The 18,782-nt window shown below is 70.2% G+C and carries 22 protein-coding genes and 1 pseudogene; 11 read left to right on the plus strand and 12 right to left on the minus strand.

From position 1 onward, the window contains the following. Positions 1-27 precede the first annotated feature (27 nt). The 4 genes and pseudogenes from GNZ18_RS44005 to GNZ18_RS06485 all read left to right on the plus strand — a co-directional run. Positions 28-201: pseudogene (locus tag GNZ18_RS44005) on the plus strand (helix-turn-helix transcriptional regulator); the annotation flags it as partial. Positions 202-264: 63 nt separating this feature from the next. Further along, positions 265-1,293, plus strand: coding sequence for a hypothetical protein (locus GNZ18_RS06475; protein WP_246249458.1), 1,029 nt, complete (start codon positions 265-267; stop codon positions 1,291-1,293). Positions 1,294-1,475: 182 nt separating this feature from the next. Further along, entirely contained in the window at positions 1,476-1,940 is a 465-nt protein-coding gene (locus GNZ18_RS06480; RefSeq protein ID WP_156215262.1) for a glycine-rich domain-containing protein, read from the plus strand. 155 nt (positions 1,941-2,095) lie between these two features. Further along, positions 2,096-2,764 carry a class I SAM-dependent methyltransferase gene (locus tag GNZ18_RS06485; protein WP_156215263.1) on the plus strand — a complete coding sequence of 223 codons (669 nt, stop codon included), beginning with the start codon at positions 2,096-2,098 and terminating at the stop codon, positions 2,762-2,764. Between the two features lie 437 nt (positions 2,765-3,201). Here the strand turns inward: GNZ18_RS06485 and GNZ18_RS06490 are convergent, their stop codons facing one another. Both GNZ18_RS06490 and GNZ18_RS06495 read right to left on the minus strand, forming a co-directional pair. Continuing rightward, positions 3,202-3,474, minus strand: coding sequence for a hypothetical protein (locus GNZ18_RS06490; RefSeq protein WP_156215265.1), 273 nt, complete (start codon positions 3,472-3,474; stop codon positions 3,202-3,204). A 737-nt stretch (positions 3,475-4,211) separates the two neighbouring features. Then, entirely contained in the window at positions 4,212-4,607 is a 396-nt protein-coding gene (locus GNZ18_RS06495) for a winged helix-turn-helix transcriptional regulator (protein ID WP_312874332.1), read from the minus strand. A 58-nt stretch (positions 4,608-4,665) separates the two neighbouring features. Here GNZ18_RS06495 and GNZ18_RS06500 point away from each other — a divergent pair, with 58 nt between their 5' ends. Then, entirely contained in the window at positions 4,666-5,490 is an 825-nt protein-coding gene (locus tag GNZ18_RS06500; RefSeq protein WP_156215271.1) for an MBL fold metallo-hydrolase, read from the plus strand. 10 nt (positions 5,491-5,500) lie between these two features. Here GNZ18_RS06500 and GNZ18_RS06505 read toward each other — a convergent pair whose 3' ends face one another. From GNZ18_RS06505 to GNZ18_RS06520, 4 genes are all read right to left on the minus strand, one after another. Next, a complete protein-coding gene (locus GNZ18_RS06505; protein WP_156215273.1) occupies positions 5,501-6,076 on the minus strand; it encodes a hypothetical protein in 576 nt (191 codons plus the stop codon). A gap of 28 nt (positions 6,077-6,104) precedes the next feature. Then, a complete protein-coding gene (locus GNZ18_RS06510) occupies positions 6,105-6,494 on the minus strand; it encodes a peptidase inhibitor family I36 protein (RefSeq protein ID WP_156215274.1) in 390 nt (129 codons plus the stop codon). Positions 6,495-6,651: 157 nt separating this feature from the next. Continuing rightward, positions 6,652-6,834 carry a DUF397 domain-containing protein gene (locus GNZ18_RS06515; protein WP_214618889.1) on the minus strand — a complete coding sequence of 61 codons (183 nt, stop codon included), beginning with the start codon at positions 6,832-6,834 and terminating at the stop codon, positions 6,652-6,654. Beyond that, positions 6,815-7,639, minus strand: coding sequence for a helix-turn-helix domain-containing protein (locus GNZ18_RS06520; protein ID WP_156215276.1), 825 nt, complete (start codon positions 7,637-7,639; stop codon positions 6,815-6,817). The genes GNZ18_RS06515 and GNZ18_RS06520 overlap by 20 nt, the downstream gene beginning before the upstream one ends. 120 nt (positions 7,640-7,759) lie before the next feature. Between GNZ18_RS06520 and GNZ18_RS06525 the strand changes: the two genes are divergently transcribed. From GNZ18_RS06525 to GNZ18_RS06535, 3 genes are all read left to right on the plus strand, one after another. Further along, complete coding sequence (locus tag GNZ18_RS06525; protein ID WP_156215278.1) at positions 7,760-8,149, plus strand: ATP-binding protein; 390 nt, start codon at positions 7,760-7,762, stop codon at positions 8,147-8,149. Further along, positions 8,149-8,535, plus strand: coding sequence for a hypothetical protein (locus GNZ18_RS06530; protein WP_156215280.1), 387 nt, complete (start codon positions 8,149-8,151; stop codon positions 8,533-8,535). Before GNZ18_RS06525 ends, GNZ18_RS06530 begins: the two co-directional genes overlap by 1 nt. Positions 8,536-8,772: 237 nt before the next feature. Next, positions 8,773-11,538 carry an aconitate hydratase gene (locus tag GNZ18_RS06535; protein WP_312874333.1) on the plus strand — a complete coding sequence of 922 codons (2,766 nt, stop codon included), beginning with the start codon at positions 8,773-8,775 and terminating at the stop codon, positions 11,536-11,538. Between the two features lie 46 nt (positions 11,539-11,584). Here GNZ18_RS06535 and GNZ18_RS06540 read toward each other — a convergent pair whose 3' ends face one another. After that, entirely contained in the window at positions 11,585-12,304 is a 720-nt protein-coding gene (locus GNZ18_RS06540) for an SDR family oxidoreductase (RefSeq protein ID WP_156215283.1), read from the minus strand. A gap of 84 nt (positions 12,305-12,388) precedes the next feature. Here GNZ18_RS06540 and GNZ18_RS06545 point away from each other — a divergent pair, with 84 nt between their 5' ends. Next, positions 12,389-12,976 carry a TetR/AcrR family transcriptional regulator gene (locus tag GNZ18_RS06545; protein ID WP_156215285.1) on the plus strand — a complete coding sequence of 196 codons (588 nt, stop codon included), beginning with the start codon at positions 12,389-12,391 and terminating at the stop codon, positions 12,974-12,976. On the opposite strand, the gene GNZ18_RS06550 is transcribed toward GNZ18_RS06545, so the two are convergent. Beyond that, complete coding sequence (locus GNZ18_RS06550) at positions 12,973-13,593, minus strand: LysE family translocator (RefSeq protein ID WP_156215287.1); 621 nt, start codon at positions 13,591-13,593, stop codon at positions 12,973-12,975. The genes GNZ18_RS06545 and GNZ18_RS06550 overlap by 4 nt on opposite strands. Positions 13,594-13,653: 60 nt before the next feature. Here GNZ18_RS06550 and GNZ18_RS06555 point away from each other — a divergent pair, with 60 nt between their 5' ends. Both GNZ18_RS06555 and mug read left to right on the plus strand, forming a co-directional pair. Further along, positions 13,654-14,373, plus strand: a complete 720-nt coding sequence (locus tag GNZ18_RS06555) for a sulfite exporter TauE/SafE family protein (protein WP_312874334.1) — start codon at positions 13,654-13,656, stop codon at positions 14,371-14,373. Between the two features lie 94 nt (positions 14,374-14,467). Further along, the gene (gene mug, locus GNZ18_RS06560) at positions 14,468-15,019 is read left to right on the plus strand and encodes a G/U mismatch-specific DNA glycosylase (protein WP_312874335.1); all 552 of its coding nucleotides are present in this window, start codon (positions 14,468-14,470) and stop codon (positions 15,017-15,019) included. A gap of 3 nt (positions 15,020-15,022) precedes the next feature. Here the strand turns inward: mug and GNZ18_RS06565 are convergent, their stop codons facing one another. The 4 genes from GNZ18_RS06565 to GNZ18_RS06580 all read right to left on the minus strand — a co-directional run bounded on the left by GNZ18_RS06565 (position 15,023) and on the right by GNZ18_RS06580 (position 18,729). Further along, complete coding sequence (locus GNZ18_RS06565) at positions 15,023-15,481, minus strand: ASCH domain-containing protein (RefSeq protein ID WP_214618896.1); 459 nt, start codon at positions 15,479-15,481, stop codon at positions 15,023-15,025. A gap of 181 nt (positions 15,482-15,662) precedes the next feature. Further along, positions 15,663-16,502 (minus strand): carbohydrate ABC transporter permease, encoded by an 840-nt coding sequence (locus GNZ18_RS06570; RefSeq protein WP_156215290.1) that lies wholly within the window; start codon positions 16,500-16,502, stop codon positions 15,663-15,665. Next, the gene (locus GNZ18_RS06575; RefSeq protein ID WP_312874336.1) at positions 16,499-17,401 is read right to left on the minus strand and encodes a carbohydrate ABC transporter permease; all 903 of its coding nucleotides are present in this window, start codon (positions 17,399-17,401) and stop codon (positions 16,499-16,501) included. The genes GNZ18_RS06570 and GNZ18_RS06575 overlap by 4 nt, the downstream gene beginning before the upstream one ends. Beyond that, positions 17,398-18,729: an ABC transporter substrate-binding protein gene (locus GNZ18_RS06580; RefSeq protein WP_308166155.1), complete on the minus strand. Its 1,332-nt coding sequence runs from the start codon at positions 18,727-18,729 to the stop codon at positions 17,398-17,400. The genes GNZ18_RS06575 and GNZ18_RS06580 overlap by 4 nt, the downstream gene beginning before the upstream one ends. Between the last annotated feature and the right edge of the window lie 53 nt (positions 18,730-18,782).

The following is an 18,782-nucleotide window of genomic DNA, read 5'->3' on the forward strand; positions in this document are numbered from 1 at the left end:
CCCTTCCTCTGGTCGCGGGGTGCTGCAATGAGCGCTCGGCCCGGTCCACTCGTACGGTCCGCACGCCTCGCCCTCGGCTGGTCCCAGACCGACCTGGCCGCCCGTCTCCACTGCTCACGTTCCACCGTTTCCCGCCTGGAGACGGGCGCCCGGCCGCTGGAGGATGTGGCCACGCTACGGCGCCTCGCCGAGATCTTAGAGATACCCCCGGGCACGTTCGGCGTGACCGCTACGGTGACAGGCGAGCCATTCGGGGAGGGTGATGTGCGGCGCCGCGAGCTGCTGACCAACCTCGCCGTCACCGCGGGCGCTGCCGTCACCGGCCCCGCCGCCCGTTCCGCCGCTCCGCCCAGGACGGACGCGTGCGACGCCGCCCTGGTCGCGCGGGTCCGTGACGCTCTGCTCGGTACCGGTGATCGCGCCGCTCCGGTCGCGGCGCCGAGGCTGGCGGTCGCGCTGAACGCGGCATGCCGCGACTACGACGCCTGTCAGTACGGTCGCCTCGCCGAAGGTCTACCCGGCCTGCTGGCCGGCGGTCACGCCGCCGCCGGAAAGCCGGGCAGCGCCGCGATCCTCGCCCACACCTACAACCTGGTCACGCGGCTGATGGTCAAGCTGGACGAACCCCTAGGTTGGCTGGCCGTCGACCGCGCTCGCACACACGCCGACATGAGCGGTGATGTGCTCGCCTCCGCCGAGGCGGCCCGGCAGTTGGCGGTGCTCACCCGCCGCAACGGCTGGCACGACCAGGCCACGGAGATCGCCATGGCGGCGGCCGACGCCGACGAGATGCGAGAAGACCGGCCCGCCCACATCGCGGCGCGCGGGCAGTTGGTGATGTCGGCGGCCTACACCGCAGCCCACGCCGGAGACCGCGCCGGGATGCGGGAGCTGACCGGCCAGGCGATGGCGCTCGCCGCTCGGCTCGGCGGCGGCCTGCTGCTGCGTCGCAACGGCGGCGGGTTCGGGATCACCGCTGTCCGGTTGCATCTGATCTCGGCCGAGTACACCGCCGGAGACCCGGCCAGCGCGGTACGGGCAGCCGGCGCGGTGCAACCTCAGGCGCTACCGACCCCCGAACGCCAGGCCCGCTACTTCACCGATCTGGCGCGGGCGTACGGAATGTGGGGACGCCGGGAGGAGGCGCTGCGGGCGCTACTGGCCGCCGAACGAGCCGCGCCGCAGGAGACGCGGACCCGGCCCGTGGTGCGCGAGCTGGTGAGCGGGCTCTTGGTCTCGGGCCGGACCTCGCCCACGCTGCGCGATCTGGCCGCCCGTTGCCACCTCCAGTAGGCCCCGACCTCTCACCGTAGGCACGCAGTCGGCTGCCGCGCCACTTCGTGTGCAGATTCGGCACACGGTGTGCGTGGCCTGCACGCGCGTCTGGCTGTGCCCGGCGTCGGGGCGCACGGTGAAGGCACGACATCAGCGGCACCAGTCAGGTGCCACCGAGCGGGTCCATCAGGGAGGCACGTATGTCCACCGCCGTCCAGCCGCCCACCAGCCAACCGCCGACCACCTGCCCGCGCCGAAACCCGCGCTCGTTCGTCACCCCGCATGTGTGGGATCGGCAGGTCGCTTTGCTCGTCCGCGATCACCCCTTCGACACCGTGATGGCCGATCGCCTCTTCGGCCAGGCCGTCGCCTACCTCATCACCGCCATGGACAAGTGGGGCCAGCAGTTGGAGATCGGCTGCGGCCCGCTGGTCGACATCGCCGTCCACGGGTTCATTCTCGATACCCGCCACTACCGCGAATTCTGCGACCAGCACTTCGGCGGGTTCCTCGACCACGTCCCCGCGATCGAGTTCAAGAACGACGGCTCGGTCGAGCGGACCGCCCACGTCATCCACGACAACGGGTTCGCCATCGACTGGCCGCTGTGGGAGGCCGACTTCGCCAAGTGCACCCCGTGCTACCCGGGAAGCAACTGCCACTGACCGCCCAGCCGATGGACAGCTGATCCACGCGAGCGGGGCCGGAGCCCACGAGCTCCGGCCCCGCTTCTGCGCTCGTCACCGAACCACCGACGCCACTGCCGGAACGGCGCTACCGTGACGCGGGTCCTCCCACACCCGACCCCGGGGGCCCGTTCATGCCGACCAGCATCAGCGACCGCACCGGCTACTGGGACCGCTACGCCGAGAGGGACGATGACCGCTCCACCCCCGAGGAGGCGCTGAAGAACGCCTTCGGCTGGACGCAGTATCCCGGCCACGGCCCCGGCGACGAACTCCTCGGCGATCCTGCGACGAGTCTGGAGCTCGGCTTCGGCCGTGGAGACGCCGTCGCCGCGCTGGCCACCAAGGGGATCACCGCGACCGGCCTGGACCTCTCGCCCGTCCAGTGCGCCCAGGCCCGCGCGCACTGGGGCCACCTGCCCGGCGCGCGCTTCGAGCACGGCGACGCCGTGGATTACCTCGCCCGCACCGACAGCCAGTGGGACGCGGTCTATTCCATCTGGGGAGCGGTCTGGTTCACCGATCCCAACGAACTCCTACCCCGCATCCATGACCGCCTGGCCGTCGGCGGCAGACTGGTCTTCTCCCATGCCCCGGCCGTTCCAGGCGCCTATGGAGTCCAGGGAATGTACGGCGACGGAATTACCGGCCGACAGGTCTGGATACACCGGTGGGCCTACGAACCCGACACCTGGGCGGACATCCTGGCCGACCACGGCTTCACCGATATCAACGCCCAGATCCAGCCCGCCCCTGAACCCGGCCAGGTCGGAACCCTCATCGTCCACGGCCGCAAGCCGTGACGCACTACCTGACCCCGGCTTCCGGTCGGGGTATGTGACCTTCGAGCTCGTGTGGACGCTGCCCGTGCCGGGGTGCTCCGGCCAGGCCCTTCGATAGGTCAGGCGGTACGGTGCTCGCCGCCGAACCACGGGCCAGAGCCTCGTTCTCGCCGGGGCGAGCGTCGAGCGCCGGTGAAATACCGCTCGTAGTCGGGGTCCCCGGGGCGAATGCGTCGGGCGGCAACCCGCGCGCCGACATCGGGGAGAGGTCTCCCGTCGACTGTCTGATCACGATGGCCATTTCACCTCCCGAGCGTCCTCGTCGCCCCTGCGAGGGTTCGCAACTGTTCGGCATAGGCTTCGTCCTGCCTGTACGCGGCCGGTCCTCATCGCCCTGAGGGGTCGAAACGCGTGGCTTCGTCGTCGGAGGGCGCCCGCGCCAGCGGACCTAGTCGCCCTTACTTGGGTTGGTCACGTCCCAGGTGCCAGAGCCACCCGGCGGTGCCGAGCATCACGGCCGCCAGGAGCAGCGGGGCGTCCACGGCGAGCTGCGCGACGCCGCCCACCACGACGAATGCCGCCAGGCCGCTGCCCACGGCCCGCGTCCACTGCTTCCGTGTGCGGGCTGCTTCTATCTGGTGCCCGGTCGGTGTCAGCTCGACCGGGTGATCAGGGTCGGGTGGCGCGGACGACGCCTGTTCCACCAGGTCATCGACCACCTCTTTGGTCAACTCGGCCTCAGTGACGTTCGCGGTGGTAACCCAAGCGCGATATTTCTCCCACGCCACCATGCCGCCTCGGCGAAGGCGGTGGGCTGCACTCCTGCCGTCCACGTCAGGGCTCCGTTCTCGTCTGCCGAACGCGAGTGGCGCTTCCTCCTACATCTTGGGACGGGGTTCGGGTTGTGTGCCGTACTGCATTCGGCACAGCACTGTCTCCGCGACGTCCAATGAGCTGACCACCGACCGCGCCAACAGGAACACGCGACTACCCCCGACGCCGACTGGCTGTTCTAGGCGGACCGCACTGGGCAACCGCTCACCCCCGGTGCTTTCATGAGTAGCACGGGCCGGTGCCGGTCGGGCTGCTCACTCAGTCCTTGGGGCGGCGCGGGGGTGGGCGACATTCTTCAGCGACACGCCAGGCTCGACAGCACGACCAGCGGCTCGCTGAAAAATCTGTTTGAGGCGGCCTCCACTTCCCTTCGGGCACCTGCAGCTTTACCGTGGGGTCCTCATCGCCCCTGCGAGGGTTCGCAACAACGTGAGGACGATACGATCCTCCGGCCGGACGTCCCGTGCTCATCGCCCCTGGAGGGTTCGCAACCGGATCGAAGTCGCGGACCGCATGGGGTGGTCCTACGTCCTCATCGCCTCTGGGAGGGGGCGCAATTCGCCGAAGTGCACGTGTCATTTGGTGTGGGTTCTTCGGCACCCTGCTGGATACGCGGCTGTGACGCGGAGGGCATTTATGCGGGGTGGCTGGGGTTGTTGGTCTTGGTGCCCCAGTTCCACATGGCGTGCATTACCGGTTCCAGGGCTCGGCCGTGGGGGGTGAGGGTGTAGCGGACGCGTGGGGGCCAGCCGGGGGTGCGGTGGCGTTCGACCACGCCCGCGTTGGTCAGCTGGGCCAGGCGGTCGGAGAGGACCTTGTCCGAGAGGGCGGGGAGGGCGGCGGACAGCTCTGAGTACGTTGCCTCGTCGCGGCGCAGGAACTCGCGGAGGATCAGGGGCGTCCAGCGGCCGGCCACGGCGGCGAGGGTGATGTCTATGGGGCAGTGCGGGTCGCGGTCCGGGGGGACGAGGGCGGTGTCGGGGCAGTCCGCGAGCGGGCCGCGTTCGTGTCCAACCGTTTGGTGAGTCACGGCAGCCCTTTCTAAGGTTTTCGGTGAACAGTCCGCCCGCTTCTTTTCCGGGGGCCTCATGCGTATTCACCATCTGAACTTTGCTGCTCTTCGTAAGATACCCCCGGTCGGCGGGGGTGAGGAGCTGGCCGCCGTGTGCCACTGCCTGCTCGTCGAGACGGATTCGGACGGGCTGGTTCTCGTCGACACCGGGCTTGGTACCGCCGACCTGCGCAGCCCGGAGGAGAGGCTGGGGGCGGACTGGGTGGCCTTCGCCGAGCCCGCGCGGGACGTGGCGGTGAGCGCGTTGCAGCAGGTCATCCGCCTCGGGTACGCGCCGCAGGACGTGCGGCACATCGTGCTCACCCATCTGCACCGCGACCACACCGGAGGGCTGCCGGACTTCCCTCACGCGAAGGTTCATGTGGGGGAGACCGAGTACAGGGCCGTGACCGATTCGGCGGCGCCGCATCATCGGGTGAGTCTTGAGCGGTTCATGGCGGCCCATCGGGCCCATGGTCCGCAGCTGATGCCCGTCGTCGCCGACGAGGGCGCGGACTGGTTCGGTTTCCAAGGGGCTGCGCGTCCACAGGGAATGGAATGCGAGTTGTTGCTCGTGCCGCTGCCGGGGCATTCGGCGGGCCATTCCGGCGTCGCCGTGCGTGAGGGGGAGGGGCAGTGGTTGCTGCACGCGGGCGACGCGTATATGTACCACGGCGAGATCGAGCAGACTCCGCCTTCGTCGCACCCTGCCCTCGACCTGATCCAGGAAGGGGCGCAGACCGATGTTGGGGCGCGCGCGGACACCCGGGATCGGCTTCGCGCCCTTCGGCGTGAACATGGGAATCAGGTCACTGTTTTCAGTGCGCACGATCCCTGGGAGTTCGCGCGCTTCAGTAAGTGACCGCGGCGGGTCAGTCGGTGGGGAGCGGAATGATCTGGGTGGGGCAGCCCATGGTGGTCTTGACCACCGGGCCGATCTCGGACTTCGTCTGGGCGGCGTCGAAGAGGTCGTTGGAGTTCGGGTGGATGGTGCCGAGGAGCTTGTTCGCCTTGTCCACGGTGTTGTTCGCCGCTTTGCTGCCCGCGTCGAGTTCCGCGGCCAGGCGCGGGCCCGTGGTGTTCAGGGACTGGCGTAGTTGATTCGTGAGCCGGTCGGCGTCGGACACGCCGGTCGGGCCGATCTGCGCGACGGTCTTCGTGGCCGTGTCGAGTGCGTCGCGGGACGAGCGGAAGAGCTTCCGCAGTTTCGCCTTGTCGGCCGCGTCGGGGTCGATGGGCGGGTCGATGATGTAGACGTTGCCGAGCGTGCGGACGGCCAGGCAGAACTTGATGGCCCAGACGTTCAGGTCGGTGGCGGCCGGTTTCGTCTTTCCCGGCGCGGACGCCGTCGGTGGCGTCGGTGACGCCGTCCCGTCCGAATCCGAGCATCCGCAGGTCAGCGCGGTGAGCGCGAGGCAGCAGGCGCCGATCAGGATTCGCCGTGCCATACCGCCCACCTCGCTGACGGATCACGGCTCACCACGCCGAGAACACACTGACGCCCACGGCGGGCAGGGTCGGTAGTTCCTGTTCGCGTCCGACCGTGCCGAGGTACTTGCCCGAGCATTCCTCGCCCGAGTACACGGCCAGGACGACGTCGATGGCGCTCCTGTGGGTGTTGGCGACCGACCGGAGCGGGATCGGCGACTCCTGGCATCCGCCGCCTCCGCGGAAGGTCACCATCTGCCCCTGGAAATTCGGCTCCGACCAGCCGCACAACCGGGTCAGCGGACAATCGCCGATCCCGGCGGACGGCGAGGCCGAGGCGAACGACGTCGGCAGCACGGCCACCGACGCCGCCGACACGGCCAGTGAGACACGGCCCAGCACACGCACCGTGGAGGTGCTTCCTCTCTGGAATCTCATGTCCCACACAGTCACGGCGGGGTCCGACACCGTCCATAACTTGGACGGAGGTTGCCGAAACCGGACACCGCACCCAACCTTTAACGCTTCAGTTCAGCCATCGGAGCGGCGAATCTGTCGCGCTCGACCTCCCGCTTCGGTCCGTCCGGATCCTGGGTCATGCGTTCTGCTTGAGTTCGGCCACCAGTGCTGCGAAGGCATCCCGGCTGACCAGCAGTTTGGGCCCTTCAGGGTCCTTGCTGTCCCGGAAGGCGACTGTCCGGGGGAAGCGGCGGACTTCTACGCACTCGCTTCCGGACTGAGTCCCGCTGTGACTGCTCTTACGCCACGTCGTCGCCACTGAACGCCTCCATAGCCTTCGTGATCAGGGCTCTGGATCGGTGTTCGGGGAGGGCCTTCGCACCGATCCGCGCGAACAGGATCGCGTACTCCGCGACCTCCGTGGGAGACGATATAAGCCGCCCGCCGCCGAGCGACTCGGTATAAGCCACCTCTCCGAAATCGTCGCCGGTGACGAGCTTGACGCCACCGTCCAGGCCGGGATACGCGCCGGTGTCGAAGGTCTGCGGGACGATGTGGACGACGATGTTCGGACGCTCCGCCACTTGGAGGATGTGCGCGAGTTGCTCTCGCATGATGCGCGGGCTTCCGACCGGCCAGCGCAATGTGGCCTCGCTCAGTAGCACCATGACGAACGCTCGGTCGAGGACACTCTGCCGTTCTATTCGCTCGGCGACGTCCGGCTCCGGATCGGACACGCCGCCGCCGGTCAGCAGGGCCCGCGCGTAGTCCTCGGTCTGGAGGAGACCGGTGATCAGGAGCGGCTCGAAGATCCGGATGATGCGTGCGCGCTGCTCGAACGTCTTGTACTGGGCGAGCCACTGCGGATCGTGTCCGATGCTGGCGTACCAGACCAGCAGGGAGAACACCCCGCCCGTCTCCCACGCCCGGTCCAGGGTGGCGGCGCGTTTGGCGTCCAGGCGCTCGATGCCGTTCTCGATGCGGGAGACCGTGGCCTTGCTCGCGTTGATGACGCGGCCTACGGCCTCGCCGGACAGCCCTCGCTGGGTGCGGCAGAAACGCAAGTAGTAGGCGATGAACGCCCACATGCCGTCCTTGGGGTCGGGGGATGGGTTCGTTGCCATGGGCGGGGGCCCTCGCTTCTCGTGTTGTTCCGAGTGCGCTGCGTACTCACGTCAAGGTAGCCCTACTCGGTGACTCTGTGTGTTGATTCACTCACATTCCCTCTCACCCGAGGTCGTGTCATGGCCGCATCGTTCGCTCCGGAGATTCCGACGCTTGTTCTTGAGCCGACCGAACGGGCGCCCGGGATCGCGCGGCGGTTCGTCGGGGCGCGGTTCGCGGGGTGGGGGATCGCGGACGACCACGTGGGGCGGCTGGTGGTGTCCGAGCTGGTGACCAACGGCCTGCTGCACGGGGCGGGGCCCATCGTCGTCCGGGTGTACCGGGACGAGCGGAAGGGCCATCCGGTGATCGAGGTGTGGGACGGCGGTGAGGGGCGCCCGGCCGTCCGGTCCGAGGACCGCGGAGCGGAGGCGGGGCGCGGGTTGGTGCTGCTGGCGGCGACGGTGCGGGCGTGGGGCGTCCGGCCGCTGAACGAGGGAGGCAAGATCATATGGGCCGCGCTCTACTGATGCGGGCACGGTGGAGGCACTGGACGTCGCGGGTGCGCCGGGCCTGGCTGAGGTGGCGTACCGACGGGCAGCGCGAGACCGCGATCCGGTATCTGGACATGCTCGCGGACGCGCTGGAGGCGCGCGGGTGGAGGTGCGCGCGGACGTACCGTCCGGTGGTGATCGTCGTCCGGACGCCGCTGCTGCGGGTGTACGACGACGACGGGGTACCGACGATGCTGTCGGTCCTGGCCGTGCCGGGCGGGCGGTGGGGCGTGTGCGAGGCGCCGCGCGGGCGCGGTGGGTTCCTCTGCCACTGCGGCGGCGACGGCGGGGAGATGGCACGGATGGTCGAGTGGTTCCTGCGGGAGCGGATGGCGCTCCGGCGGGCCGAGGCGCGGCGGTGACCGGACAGGTAGTTTGATGTCGAGATAAATTGGAGGTACCTTGACGTCAAGAGAAATCCTGTCGAAGTTAGGGGGACCTGATTCTCGGCCCGGCGCCTGATTAGGGCAGGATCAGGAGAGATGAGCATCCGTCTCGCCGCCGAGTGAGCGCGCGGGGACGGCCATGAGAATCGAGTTGAGCAGCGCCGCGCAGCCATGTTTCGGACCGAGCGCGCGGCGAAGACGGAGGAGGAGTCCGTGTCCGCGAACAGCTTCGGCAGCCTGAACAAGCTGCAGGTGGGCGGCAAGTCGTACGACATCTACCGGCTGGACGCGGTCGAGGGTTCGGCCCGCCTCCCGTACAGCCTCAAGGTCCTCTTGGAGAACCTGCTGCGCACCGAGGACGGCGCGAACGTCACCGCCGACCACATCCGCGCGCTGGCCGGGTGGGACTCCAAGGCGCAGCCGAGCAAGGAGATCCAGTTCACGCCCGCCCGCGTGATCATGCAGGACTTCACCGGTGTGCCGTGCGTGGTCGACCTCGCGACGATGCGCGAGGCCGTCCGGGACCTCGGCGGTGACGCGACGCGGATCAACCCGCTGGCGCCCGCCGAGATGGTCATCGACCACTCGGTCATCGTCGACTACTTCGGCTCCCCGGACGCGTTCGAGCGCAACGTCCAGGTCGAGTACGAGCGCAACCGCGAGCGCTACCAGTTCCTGCGCTGGGGGCAGACGGCGTTCGACGAGTTCAAGGTCGTCCCGCCGGGGACGGGCATCGTGCACCAGGTGAACATCGAGCACCTGGCGCGCGTGGTGTTCGACCGCGACGGCGTCGCCTATCCCGACACCTGCGTCGGCACCGACTCGCACACGACGATGGAGAACGGCATCGGCGTGCTCGGCTGGGGCGTCGGCGGCATCGAGGCCGAGGCCGCGATGCTCGGCCAGCCGATCTCGATGCTCATCCCGCGCGTCGTCGGCTTCAAGCTGACCGGCGAGCTCCCGGCGGGCACGACGGCGACCGACCTGGTGCTGACGATCACCGAGATGCTGCGCAAGCACGGCGTGGTCGGCAAGTTCGTCGAGTTCTACGGCGAGGGCGTGCAGGCGCTGCCGCTGGCCAACCGCGCGACGATCGGCAACATGAGCCCCGAGTTCGGCTCCACCTGCGCGATCTTCCCGATCGACGACGAGACGCTGAAGTACCTGCGCCTCACCGGCCGCTCGGACGAGCAGATCGCGCTGGTCGAGGCGTACGCCAAGGAGCAGGGCATGTGGCTCGACCCCTCGGTCGAGCCCGAGTTCTCCGAGTACCTGGAGCTGGACCTCGGGACCGTCGTCCCGTCGCTGGCGGGCCCGAAGCGCCCGCAGGACCGCATCTCGCTGTCGGCCGCCAAGGACACCTGGCGCCGGGACGTGCAGAACTACGTCACCAGCGTGCGCGGCCCGGCGGACGAGGCGTCCGACGAGAGCTTCCCCGCGTCCGACTCCCCGGCGATCAGCCACAGCGGCAACGGCGACAAGCCGCGCGAGGTCGACCCGGACGGTTCGAGCCGCCCGCACCGGCGCGTGCCGGTCACGCTGGAGGACGGGACGCGGTTCGAGCTGGACCACGGGCACGTCGCGGTCGCGGCGATCACGTCCTGCACCAACACCTCCAACCCGTACGTGATGATCGGCGCGGCGCTGCTGGCCAAGAACGCCGTCGAGAAGGGCCTGACCCGCAAGCCGTGGGTGAAGACCTCGCTCGCGCCGGGCTCGCAGGTCGTCACCGACTACTACGAGCGCGCCGGGCTCACCCCCTACCTCGACAAGATCGGCTTCAACCTGGTCGGGTACGGGTGCACCACCTGCATCGGCAACACCGGCCCGCTCCAGCCGGAGATCTCCAAGGCCGTCAACGACAACGACCTGGCGGTCACCGCCGTCCTGTCGGGCAACCGCAACTTCGAGGGCCGCATCAGCCCCGACGTGAAGATGAACTACCTCGCCTCCCCGCCGCTGGTCATCGCCTACGCGCTGGCCGGGACGATGGACATCGACATCCTCAACGACCCGATCGCCGACGGCACCGACGGCCCGGTCCACCTGCGCGACATCTGGCCCGAGCCGGAGGAGGTCGCCTCGATCGTCGAGTCGTCCATCGGCCAGGAGATGTTCGTCAAGGACTACGCGGACGTCTTCAAGGGCGACGAGCGCTGGCGCGGCCTGGACATCCCGACCGGCGACCTGTTCGAGTGGGACGCCTCGTCCACCTATGTCCGCAAGGCCCCCTACTTCGACGGGATGGGCGCCGAGCCGGAGCCGGTCACCGACATCCACGGCGCCCGCGTCCTCGCGCGGCTCGGCGACTCGGTCACCACCGACCACATCTCGCCGGCCGGGTCGATCAAGGCCGGCACGCCCGCCGCGCAGTACCTCCAGGAGCACGGCGTCGAGGTCAGGGACTTCAACTCCTACGGCTCCCGGCGCGGCAACCACGAGGTGATGATCCGCGGGACGTTCGCCAACATCCGGCTGCGCAACCAGCTGCTGGACGACGTCGAGGGCGGCTTCACCCGCGACTTCACGCGGGAGGGCGCGCCGCAGTCCTACATCTACGACGCCGCGCAGAACTACGCCGCGCAGGGCACGCCGCTCGTCGTGATCGCGGGCAAGGAGTACGGGTCGGGCTCGTCGCGCGACTGGGCCGCCAAGGGCACCGCGCTGCTGGGCGTCCGCGCCGTCATCGCCGAGTCCTACGAGCGCATCCACCGCTCGAACCTGATCGGGATGGGCGTGCTGCCGCTCCAGTTCAAGGACGGCGAGTCGGCGGCCTCGCACGGCCTGACCGGCACCGAGACCTTCGACATCACCGGCGTCACCGCCCTGAACGAGGGCGGCGTGCCGGACGAGGTGACGGTGAAGGCCGACGGCAGGGAGTTCACGGCCGTCGTCCGGATCGACACCCCGGGTGAGGCGGACTACTACCGCAACGGCGGCATCATGCAGTACGTGCTGCGGAACCTGCTGCGCAAGTAGGCGTGAGCACTGACGGGCCGCCCCTTGAAGGGGCGGCCCGTTCGCGTCAGCGGCCGGTCGGGAGCGTCAGGCCGCCGTTGCACTCGATGACCTGGCCGGTGATGAAGCCGTTGGTCGCTGCCAGGACCACCGCCTCGGCGACCTCCTCGGGCCGGCCCACGCGTCCGACCGGCAGCGCCGCCGCGTGCTCGGCGAACACCGCCGCGCGGCGCGCCTCGGGAAGCGCGTCCCACCAGGGCGTCTCGATGACGCCGGGGGAGACCGCGTTCACCCGCCGGGGCGCCAGCTCGGCCGCCAGCGGCCGGACCACCGCCTCCAGCGCGCCGTTGATCGCGGCGAGGCCGGAGGTCCCGGGCAGCGCGGCGCGCGCCGAGGAGGCCGTGAGCAGCGTGACCGAACCGTCCTCGGCGAGGTGCGGCAGCGCCGCCTGCAACAACCGCAGGTGCGGCCAGAACTTGCCCTCGAAGCCGTCGCGCAGCTCGTCGAGGTCCAGCGTGGCGAAGGGGCCCGCGCCCGAACCGCCGCTGAGCGCCAGCACCAGGTGGTCGTAGGTCGCACCGGCGGCGAAGAACGCCGCGACCTGCTCGCCGGACGCGGCGTCCATCCGGCGGCCTGTCACGTTCCCGTCGATGTTCGCGGCGGTCTTGGCGAGGCGCTCCTCGTTCCGACCGGTGATCACCACGTCGGCGCCGCGTCCGGCGAACAGGGCCGCCGTGGCCGCGCCGATGCCCGAGCCTCCGCCGCACACCAGAACCCGCTGTGCCATGTCCGCTCCCTTTATCGAGACCAATCGTCTCGACAAGTATTCATCGAGACTCACGGTCTCGTCAAACCTTGTAGGGTGGCGGCCATGACCGGGGAGGCCCGCCGCCCGCACACCGGGCGGCGCCGCAACGAGGCCGCGCGCCGCGCGATCCTCGACGTGGCCGTCGACCTGCTCGGACGCCCCGGCGACACGCCCGTGACGATCGACACCATCGCCGCCGCCGCCGGGGTGGGCAAGCAGACGATCTACCGCTGGTGGCCGTCCAAGGGGGCGGTGCTGCTGGAGGCGATGGCCGAGCACGCCGGGACCGCGATCCCGGTGCCCGACACCGGCACCCTGCGCGGCGACCTGGAGGCGTTCCTCACCGCGACGTTCCGCGCGGCGGGGGAGCGGCTCACCGCCACCGTCCTGCGGCACTCGATGGCCGAGGCGCAGCGCGACCCGCACGCTCGCGAGCAGATGCGCGCGCTCATCGAGACGCGGCGCCGCGTCCTGCGCGGGATCCTCGAACGGGGCCGCGAGCGCGGCGAGGTCTCGGCCGGCTCCGACCTCGACCTCATGGTCGACCAGGCGTACGGCGTCCTGTGGTACCGGATCCTCACCGGGCACGCCCCGCTGGACGACGCGCAGGCCGCCGAACTGGCGCGCGCCCTCTCCGCGCAGGCCGGCTAGCGCTCGGCGGCCAGGCGCAGGCCGAAGCCGATGAAGGCGATCCCGGTCACCTGCTGGCGGCGCCGCCGCACCGCCGGACGCGACAGCGCCCGCCGCGCGGCACCGGCGGCGCCCACCACGAGCGCCAGCCACAGCAGCGTCTCGACGACGTGGATCGCCGCGAACAGCGCGCTCGTCCCGAACACCGGCGCGCCGCGCGGATAGAACTGCGGCAGCAGGCTCATGTAGAACACGCCGACCTTCGGGTTCAGAGCGTTCGTGACGAACCCGCTGCGCCACGCGGCGAGACCGGTGAGCGGCGCGCCGGGGGCGTCCTCGGTGCTCTCGGCCTTGCGGCGCGTCCGCCAGAGCGTCTGCGCGCCGAGCCACAGCAGGTAGCAGGCGCCCGCGACGCGCAGCACGTCGAACGCGATGCGGGACGCGGCGAGCAGCGCGGTCAGCCCCGCCGCGCTCGCCATCGCCCACGCCAGGCACCCGGACGCGACCCCCGCCGCCGTGAGCAGGCCCCTCCGGCGCCCGCCGGCGACGGTGGTGCGCACGACGAGCATCGTGTCCAGACCGGGGGTGATCGTGATCAACCCGGCGACCAGCGCGAAGGCGAGACAGGCGGCAAGCATGCGGACATCTTGCCAAAAATCCAGGTGAGTCCGTCCGAATCGACCGGTAGCGTCCGGGCGGTGCCGCACCTCGACTTCGTCCTCGTCGCCGGGTTCGCCGCCCTGCTCGGCGCCATCGTTCAGGGCAGCGTCGGCCTCGGCGTCGGGCTGGTCGCGACGCCCGTCGTGACGATGCTGTTCCCCGCCGCCATGCCCGGCTCGATCCTCGTCGTCGCCGCGATCATGCCGCTCGCGACCCTCTCCCGCGAGATCCGGCACGCCGACCTGCGCGGACTCGGCTGGGCCTGCGGCGGACGCCTCGCCGGGACACCGCTCGGCGTGCTGATGGTCGCCGCCGTCCCCGCCCGCGTCCTCGGCGTCGTGATCGGCGGCCTCGTCCTCGCCGCGCTCGGCGCCACCACCTGGTCGGCCGAGGTCCCGCGCAACCCCGCCACGCTCGCCACCGCCGGGGTGATCGGCGGCGCCACCGGCACCGCCACCGCGATCAGCGGCCCCCCGATCGCGCTGCTCTACCAGCGCGAGAGCGGACCCCGCGTCCGCGCGACGCTCGCGGCCTTCTTCACCCTCGGCGCGCTGCTGTCGCTGGTCATGCTCGCGGCCGCCGGACGCCTCCCGACCTCGCAGATCACCGCCGGGCTGGCGCTCACCCCGTTCGTCCTCGCGGGCTTCCTGGCCGCCGGCCCGCTCCGCCGCCACCTCACGGGCCCCCGCATGCGCGCCGCGCTGCTGGCCGTCGTCGCCGCGTCCGCTTTGACCCTGATAACCCGAAGCCTCCTGTGACCCGGCTCAGAACTCGGCGAACACCCGCGGGTCGAATGGGTCGGTTTGTCGTTTCGGAGGCTCGGGGGTGTGCGCGGGCTCGTAGGGTGGGGCGGTGCGTCCTACCAAAGCCGAGCTTGAGGCTGCTCGGGATCGGGTCATTCCGGACGTCCTGCCGCCGGTGGGTGAGGTGTTCCGGGTGCTGTTCTGCGGGATCAACCCGGGGCTCTACTCGGGGGCGACCGGGCACCACTTCGCGCGGCCGGGGAACCGGTTCTGGCCCGCGCTGCACCGGTCGGGGTTCACCGACCGGCTGCTGAGCCCGTCCGAGCAGCACCTGCTGCCCGGCTTCGGGCTCGGCATCACGAACCTCGCGCACCGGACGACCGCCCGCGCGGACGAGCTGACCGGCGAGGAACTGCGGGAGGGCGGGCGGCGGCTCATCGAACTCGTCGAGCGGCACCAGCCGAGGTATCTCGCGGTCGCCGGGGTGACCGCGTACCGGACGGCGTTCGCCCGGCCCCGCACCGCGATCGGGCCGCAGGACGAGGCGTTCGGGCCCGCGCGGCTGTGGGTGCTGCCCAACCCGAGCGGGCTCAACGCGCACTGGACGCTGGAGCGGATGGCCGGGGAGTTCGCTCGGTTGCGCGAGGCGGCCGAGGCGTGAGCGTCAGGACGGCTGGTTCGCCGCCGCCGTCGCCTTCGCGGCGGTCGCGGCGGCGAACATCGCGTTCACCTCGGTGACGAGGCCGGGTTTCGGTTCCCAGACCCCGGGGCGGCCGAGCGCGACGATCGGGCGCGGCAGCGCGCGGACGTTCGCCAGGTGGTAGTGGTGCGCGCCGCGCTCGGACCAGGGGCCGCAGTCGCAGGGGCCGCCGGGCGCGCCCGCCGAGCAGACGTGCGCGAGGTCGGCGACCGCGATGACGGCGCCGATCGTGGCCAGCGGGTCGCGCGGGTCCCAGCCGGCCGCCTGGATGAGCGGCGAGTCGCACGCCTTCAGGTCGACGCGCATCGAGGCGTGCACCAGCAGCGGCCCGCGGTAGGCGGTCGGCAGGCCCTGGTTCGAGACGGTCTTGCCGCCTCGCGCGATCGCGAACGCCCAGGGTTGCTGAACACTGATCGCCTGCACGCGGTCACCTCCAGTGCTCGACCTGCCTCCGGTGGCGCGGGACGATGCCGTGAGAGTAGGCGCATCCCGGCGAATATGCCAACGGAGCGGGCGAGTGTGTATCGACATTGATCAGATATGGGACGCGCGAAATTCTCACGGGGTTGACGCGATCACCGTGGGTGCCGGGATTCATGTGACGTCAGCCCTTCAGCGCGCCCGCCATGAGACCGCGCATGAAGAAGCGTCCCAGGAGGAGGTAGACGAGAAGTGTCGGGAGCGAGGCGAGAAGGGCCGCGGCCATCTGCTGGTTGTACTGGACGGCGACGGCGCCCGAACCCGCGGTGTTGTTCAGCATGACGGTGACCGGCCAGCTGTCGGGGGCGCCGAGGAACACCGCGAACAGGAAGTCGTTCCACATCGAGGTGAACTGCCAGATGATCGTCACCGCGAACGCGGGGGCGGACACGGGCAGGACGATCGACCAGTACGTGCGGAGCATCCCGGCGCCGTCCACCCGGGCGGCCTCGATGAGCTGGTCGGGGATCGTGACGTAGTAGTTGCGGAAGATCAGCGTGCAGATCGGGATGCCGTAGACGACGTGGGCGAGGACGAGCCCGCGGATCGTGCCGACCAGCTCCAGGTCGGTGAGCAGGCCCGCGAGCGGGATCATGATGGCCTGGTAGGGGATGAACATCCCGAACAGGAACAGCGCGAACACCGCGTCCGCGCCGGGGAAGCGCCACTTGGACAGGACGTAGCCGTTCAGCGAGCCGAGCACCGCCGAGATCAGCGAGCCGGAGACCGCGATCTTGACGCTGTTCTCCAGCCCGGGGCGCAGCGTCTCCCACGCCGAGCGCCAGCCCGACACGCTCCAGTGGCCGGGCAGGTTCCACGCGCTGCCGGGGTCCGCCTCGTCCAGCGGCTTGAAGCTCGTGACGACCAGGACGTACACCGGCATCAGGAACAGCACGACGAACAGCAGCAGGATCGCGGGCCGGAGGATCCGCAGCGTCCTGGCGGAGGCGGCGGGCGCGGTCATCGGGTCCGCTCCGCGCGCACCGACCACACCAGGTAGGGGATCACCAGCAGGGCCACCGCGAGCAGCAGGTAGGTGGCGATGGTGGCGCCGTTGGCGGGGTCGTGCCGGTCGAGCACCTCCACGTACGTCGCGATCGCCGGGACGTAGGTGATGATCTGCTTGCCCGCGATCGCCATGACCAGGTCGAACACCTTAAGCGAGATGTGCCCGAGGATGATCAGTGCGGACAGGGTCACCGGCCGGAGCTGCGGGAACACCACGTGGCGGTACACCTTCCACTCGGACGCGCCGTCCACCCGGGCGGCCTCGCGCAGCTCCTCCGGGACGCCGCGGAACCCGGCCAGATACAAAGCCATGACATATCCGGACATCTGCCAGATCGCTGGGAGCGCCATCGCGGCCATGCCCCACTCCGGGTCCTGCCACCAGCCGTTCGCGAGCGCTCCGAGGTGCAACTCGCCGAACAGCTGGTTCAGCCCGACGGCGCGCTCGGGCGGCGCCGGGTTCATCAGCCATCGCCACACCACGCCGCTGGCGATGAACGAGACCGCCATCGGGAACAGGTAGACGACCCGGAACGACGCCTCGCCGCGGATGCCCTTGTCCATCAGGAACGCCAGGAACGCGCCGAGCAGCAGCGCGCCGGCGACGAACACGGCCGTGAACAGCAGCGCGTGCTTCACCGCGCCGGGCCAGCTCGGCTGGTCCCACAGGTCCACGAAGTTCCTGCCCTTGTCGAACCGGTAGGGCGAGATCTCGTCGTGCCTCCCGCTCACCGCCTCCCGCGTGTTCCAGAAGATCAGCCCGTACACGAACAGGCCGACCGCCAGGATGGACGGCGAGACCAGCAGCAGGCCGGGCAGCCAGTTCCGGACCCGGCGCGGCACCCGGCGCGTCACTGGCCGCTGTTCTTCGCCGCGCTCACCAGCCCGGCCTGGAGTTTCGCGACGTCCTTGTTCTGTAGGAACAGGCCCACCGCGGTGTCGATGTCGGTGTGCTGCTTCTTGCTCGCGTTCACGCCGTGCCAGAACGAGCCCGCCAGCTTGACGCCGGGCTTGTTCCATTCGTTGAACGCGTATTCGAGGTAGCCCTTGTAGAGCGTCCTGTCGGCGTCCTTGCGTGCGGGGATCGAGCCCTTCTTCGGGTTGAAGAGGTCCTGCCCCTCCTTGCTGGACGCCTCCTTCAGCCACGCGATCGCGCCGCCGCGGTGCGGGGCGTTGCGGGGAAGGGTGAAGGAGTCCGACAACCACATGTACGTACCGTCGGTGCCCGGGGACGGTGCGTATTTGAAATCGGTGTCGAGTTTCTTGCCGAGGCCGTTCGGGGCGTTCCCGGTGAAGTACCCGTAGGCCCAGTCGCCCATGATGTTGAAGGCGGCGCGGCCGTCCACGACCGCCTTCGCCGCGCCCTGCCAGTCGGTGGACGCGGCCTCCTGCGTCGTGTACCCCATGATCTCGCCGAAGTCGCCGAGGGCCTTGCCGACGGCCGGGGTGCCCCAGTCGGCGCCCGGCTTCCACAGCGCGTTGTAGGCGTCGGTGCCGAGGTCGCCGAGCAGGACGTTCTCCAGCAGGTGGTCGGCCGTCCACTGCGCGCCGAGCGACAGCGGCACCTTCTTCGTCTTCGCCTTGACCGCCTTCAGGTCGGCGATGAACTCGGCGATCGACTTCGGCGGGGCGGAGATCCCGGCGTCCTTCAGGACGCCCGGGTTGTACCAGAGCACGTTCGAGCGGTGGATGTTCACCGGCACCGAGTAGATCCTGCCCTGGTAGGTGATCTGCTGGAGGAGCTGCTCCGGGTAGGCGGCCTTCAGACGGTTCTCGTCGTAGAAGGAGTCGAGCGGCTCGATCTGCCCGGCCTTGATGTAGTCGAGCAGTTCGGCGCCCGCGTGGCCCTGGAAGGAGTCCGGCGGCTTGCGGTTCTGGAGGCGGCTGGCCAGCACCGCCTGTGCCTGGGTGCCCGACCCCCCGGCTATCGCCGCGTTGGTGAACTTCGTGCCGGGGTTGCGCTTCTCGAAGTCGGCCTTCATCGCGGCGAGCCCGTCGGCCTCGCCCGCCCCGGTCCACCACGAGAAGACCTCGACCTCGGAGGTGTCGTTGGAGCCCGTCGAGCCGCCGCCGCAGCCCGCCGCCGCGAGCGCGCCGGTCACCGCCACCGCGGCGACGGCCATGAGGCGCCCGCCGGAGGGGCGGCGCCTCCCGGAAGAGCGGGGGGAAGCCTGTCGTCGCATCGTCGCCCGTCCTTTCGTTGCCCCGGAAAACAAACACAGCGTCCGGGCGGACG

Source organism: Actinomadura litoris, from assembly GCF_009733595.1.
Classification (GTDB): domain Bacteria; phylum Actinomycetota; class Actinomycetes; order Streptosporangiales; family Streptosporangiaceae; genus Spirillospora; species Spirillospora litoris.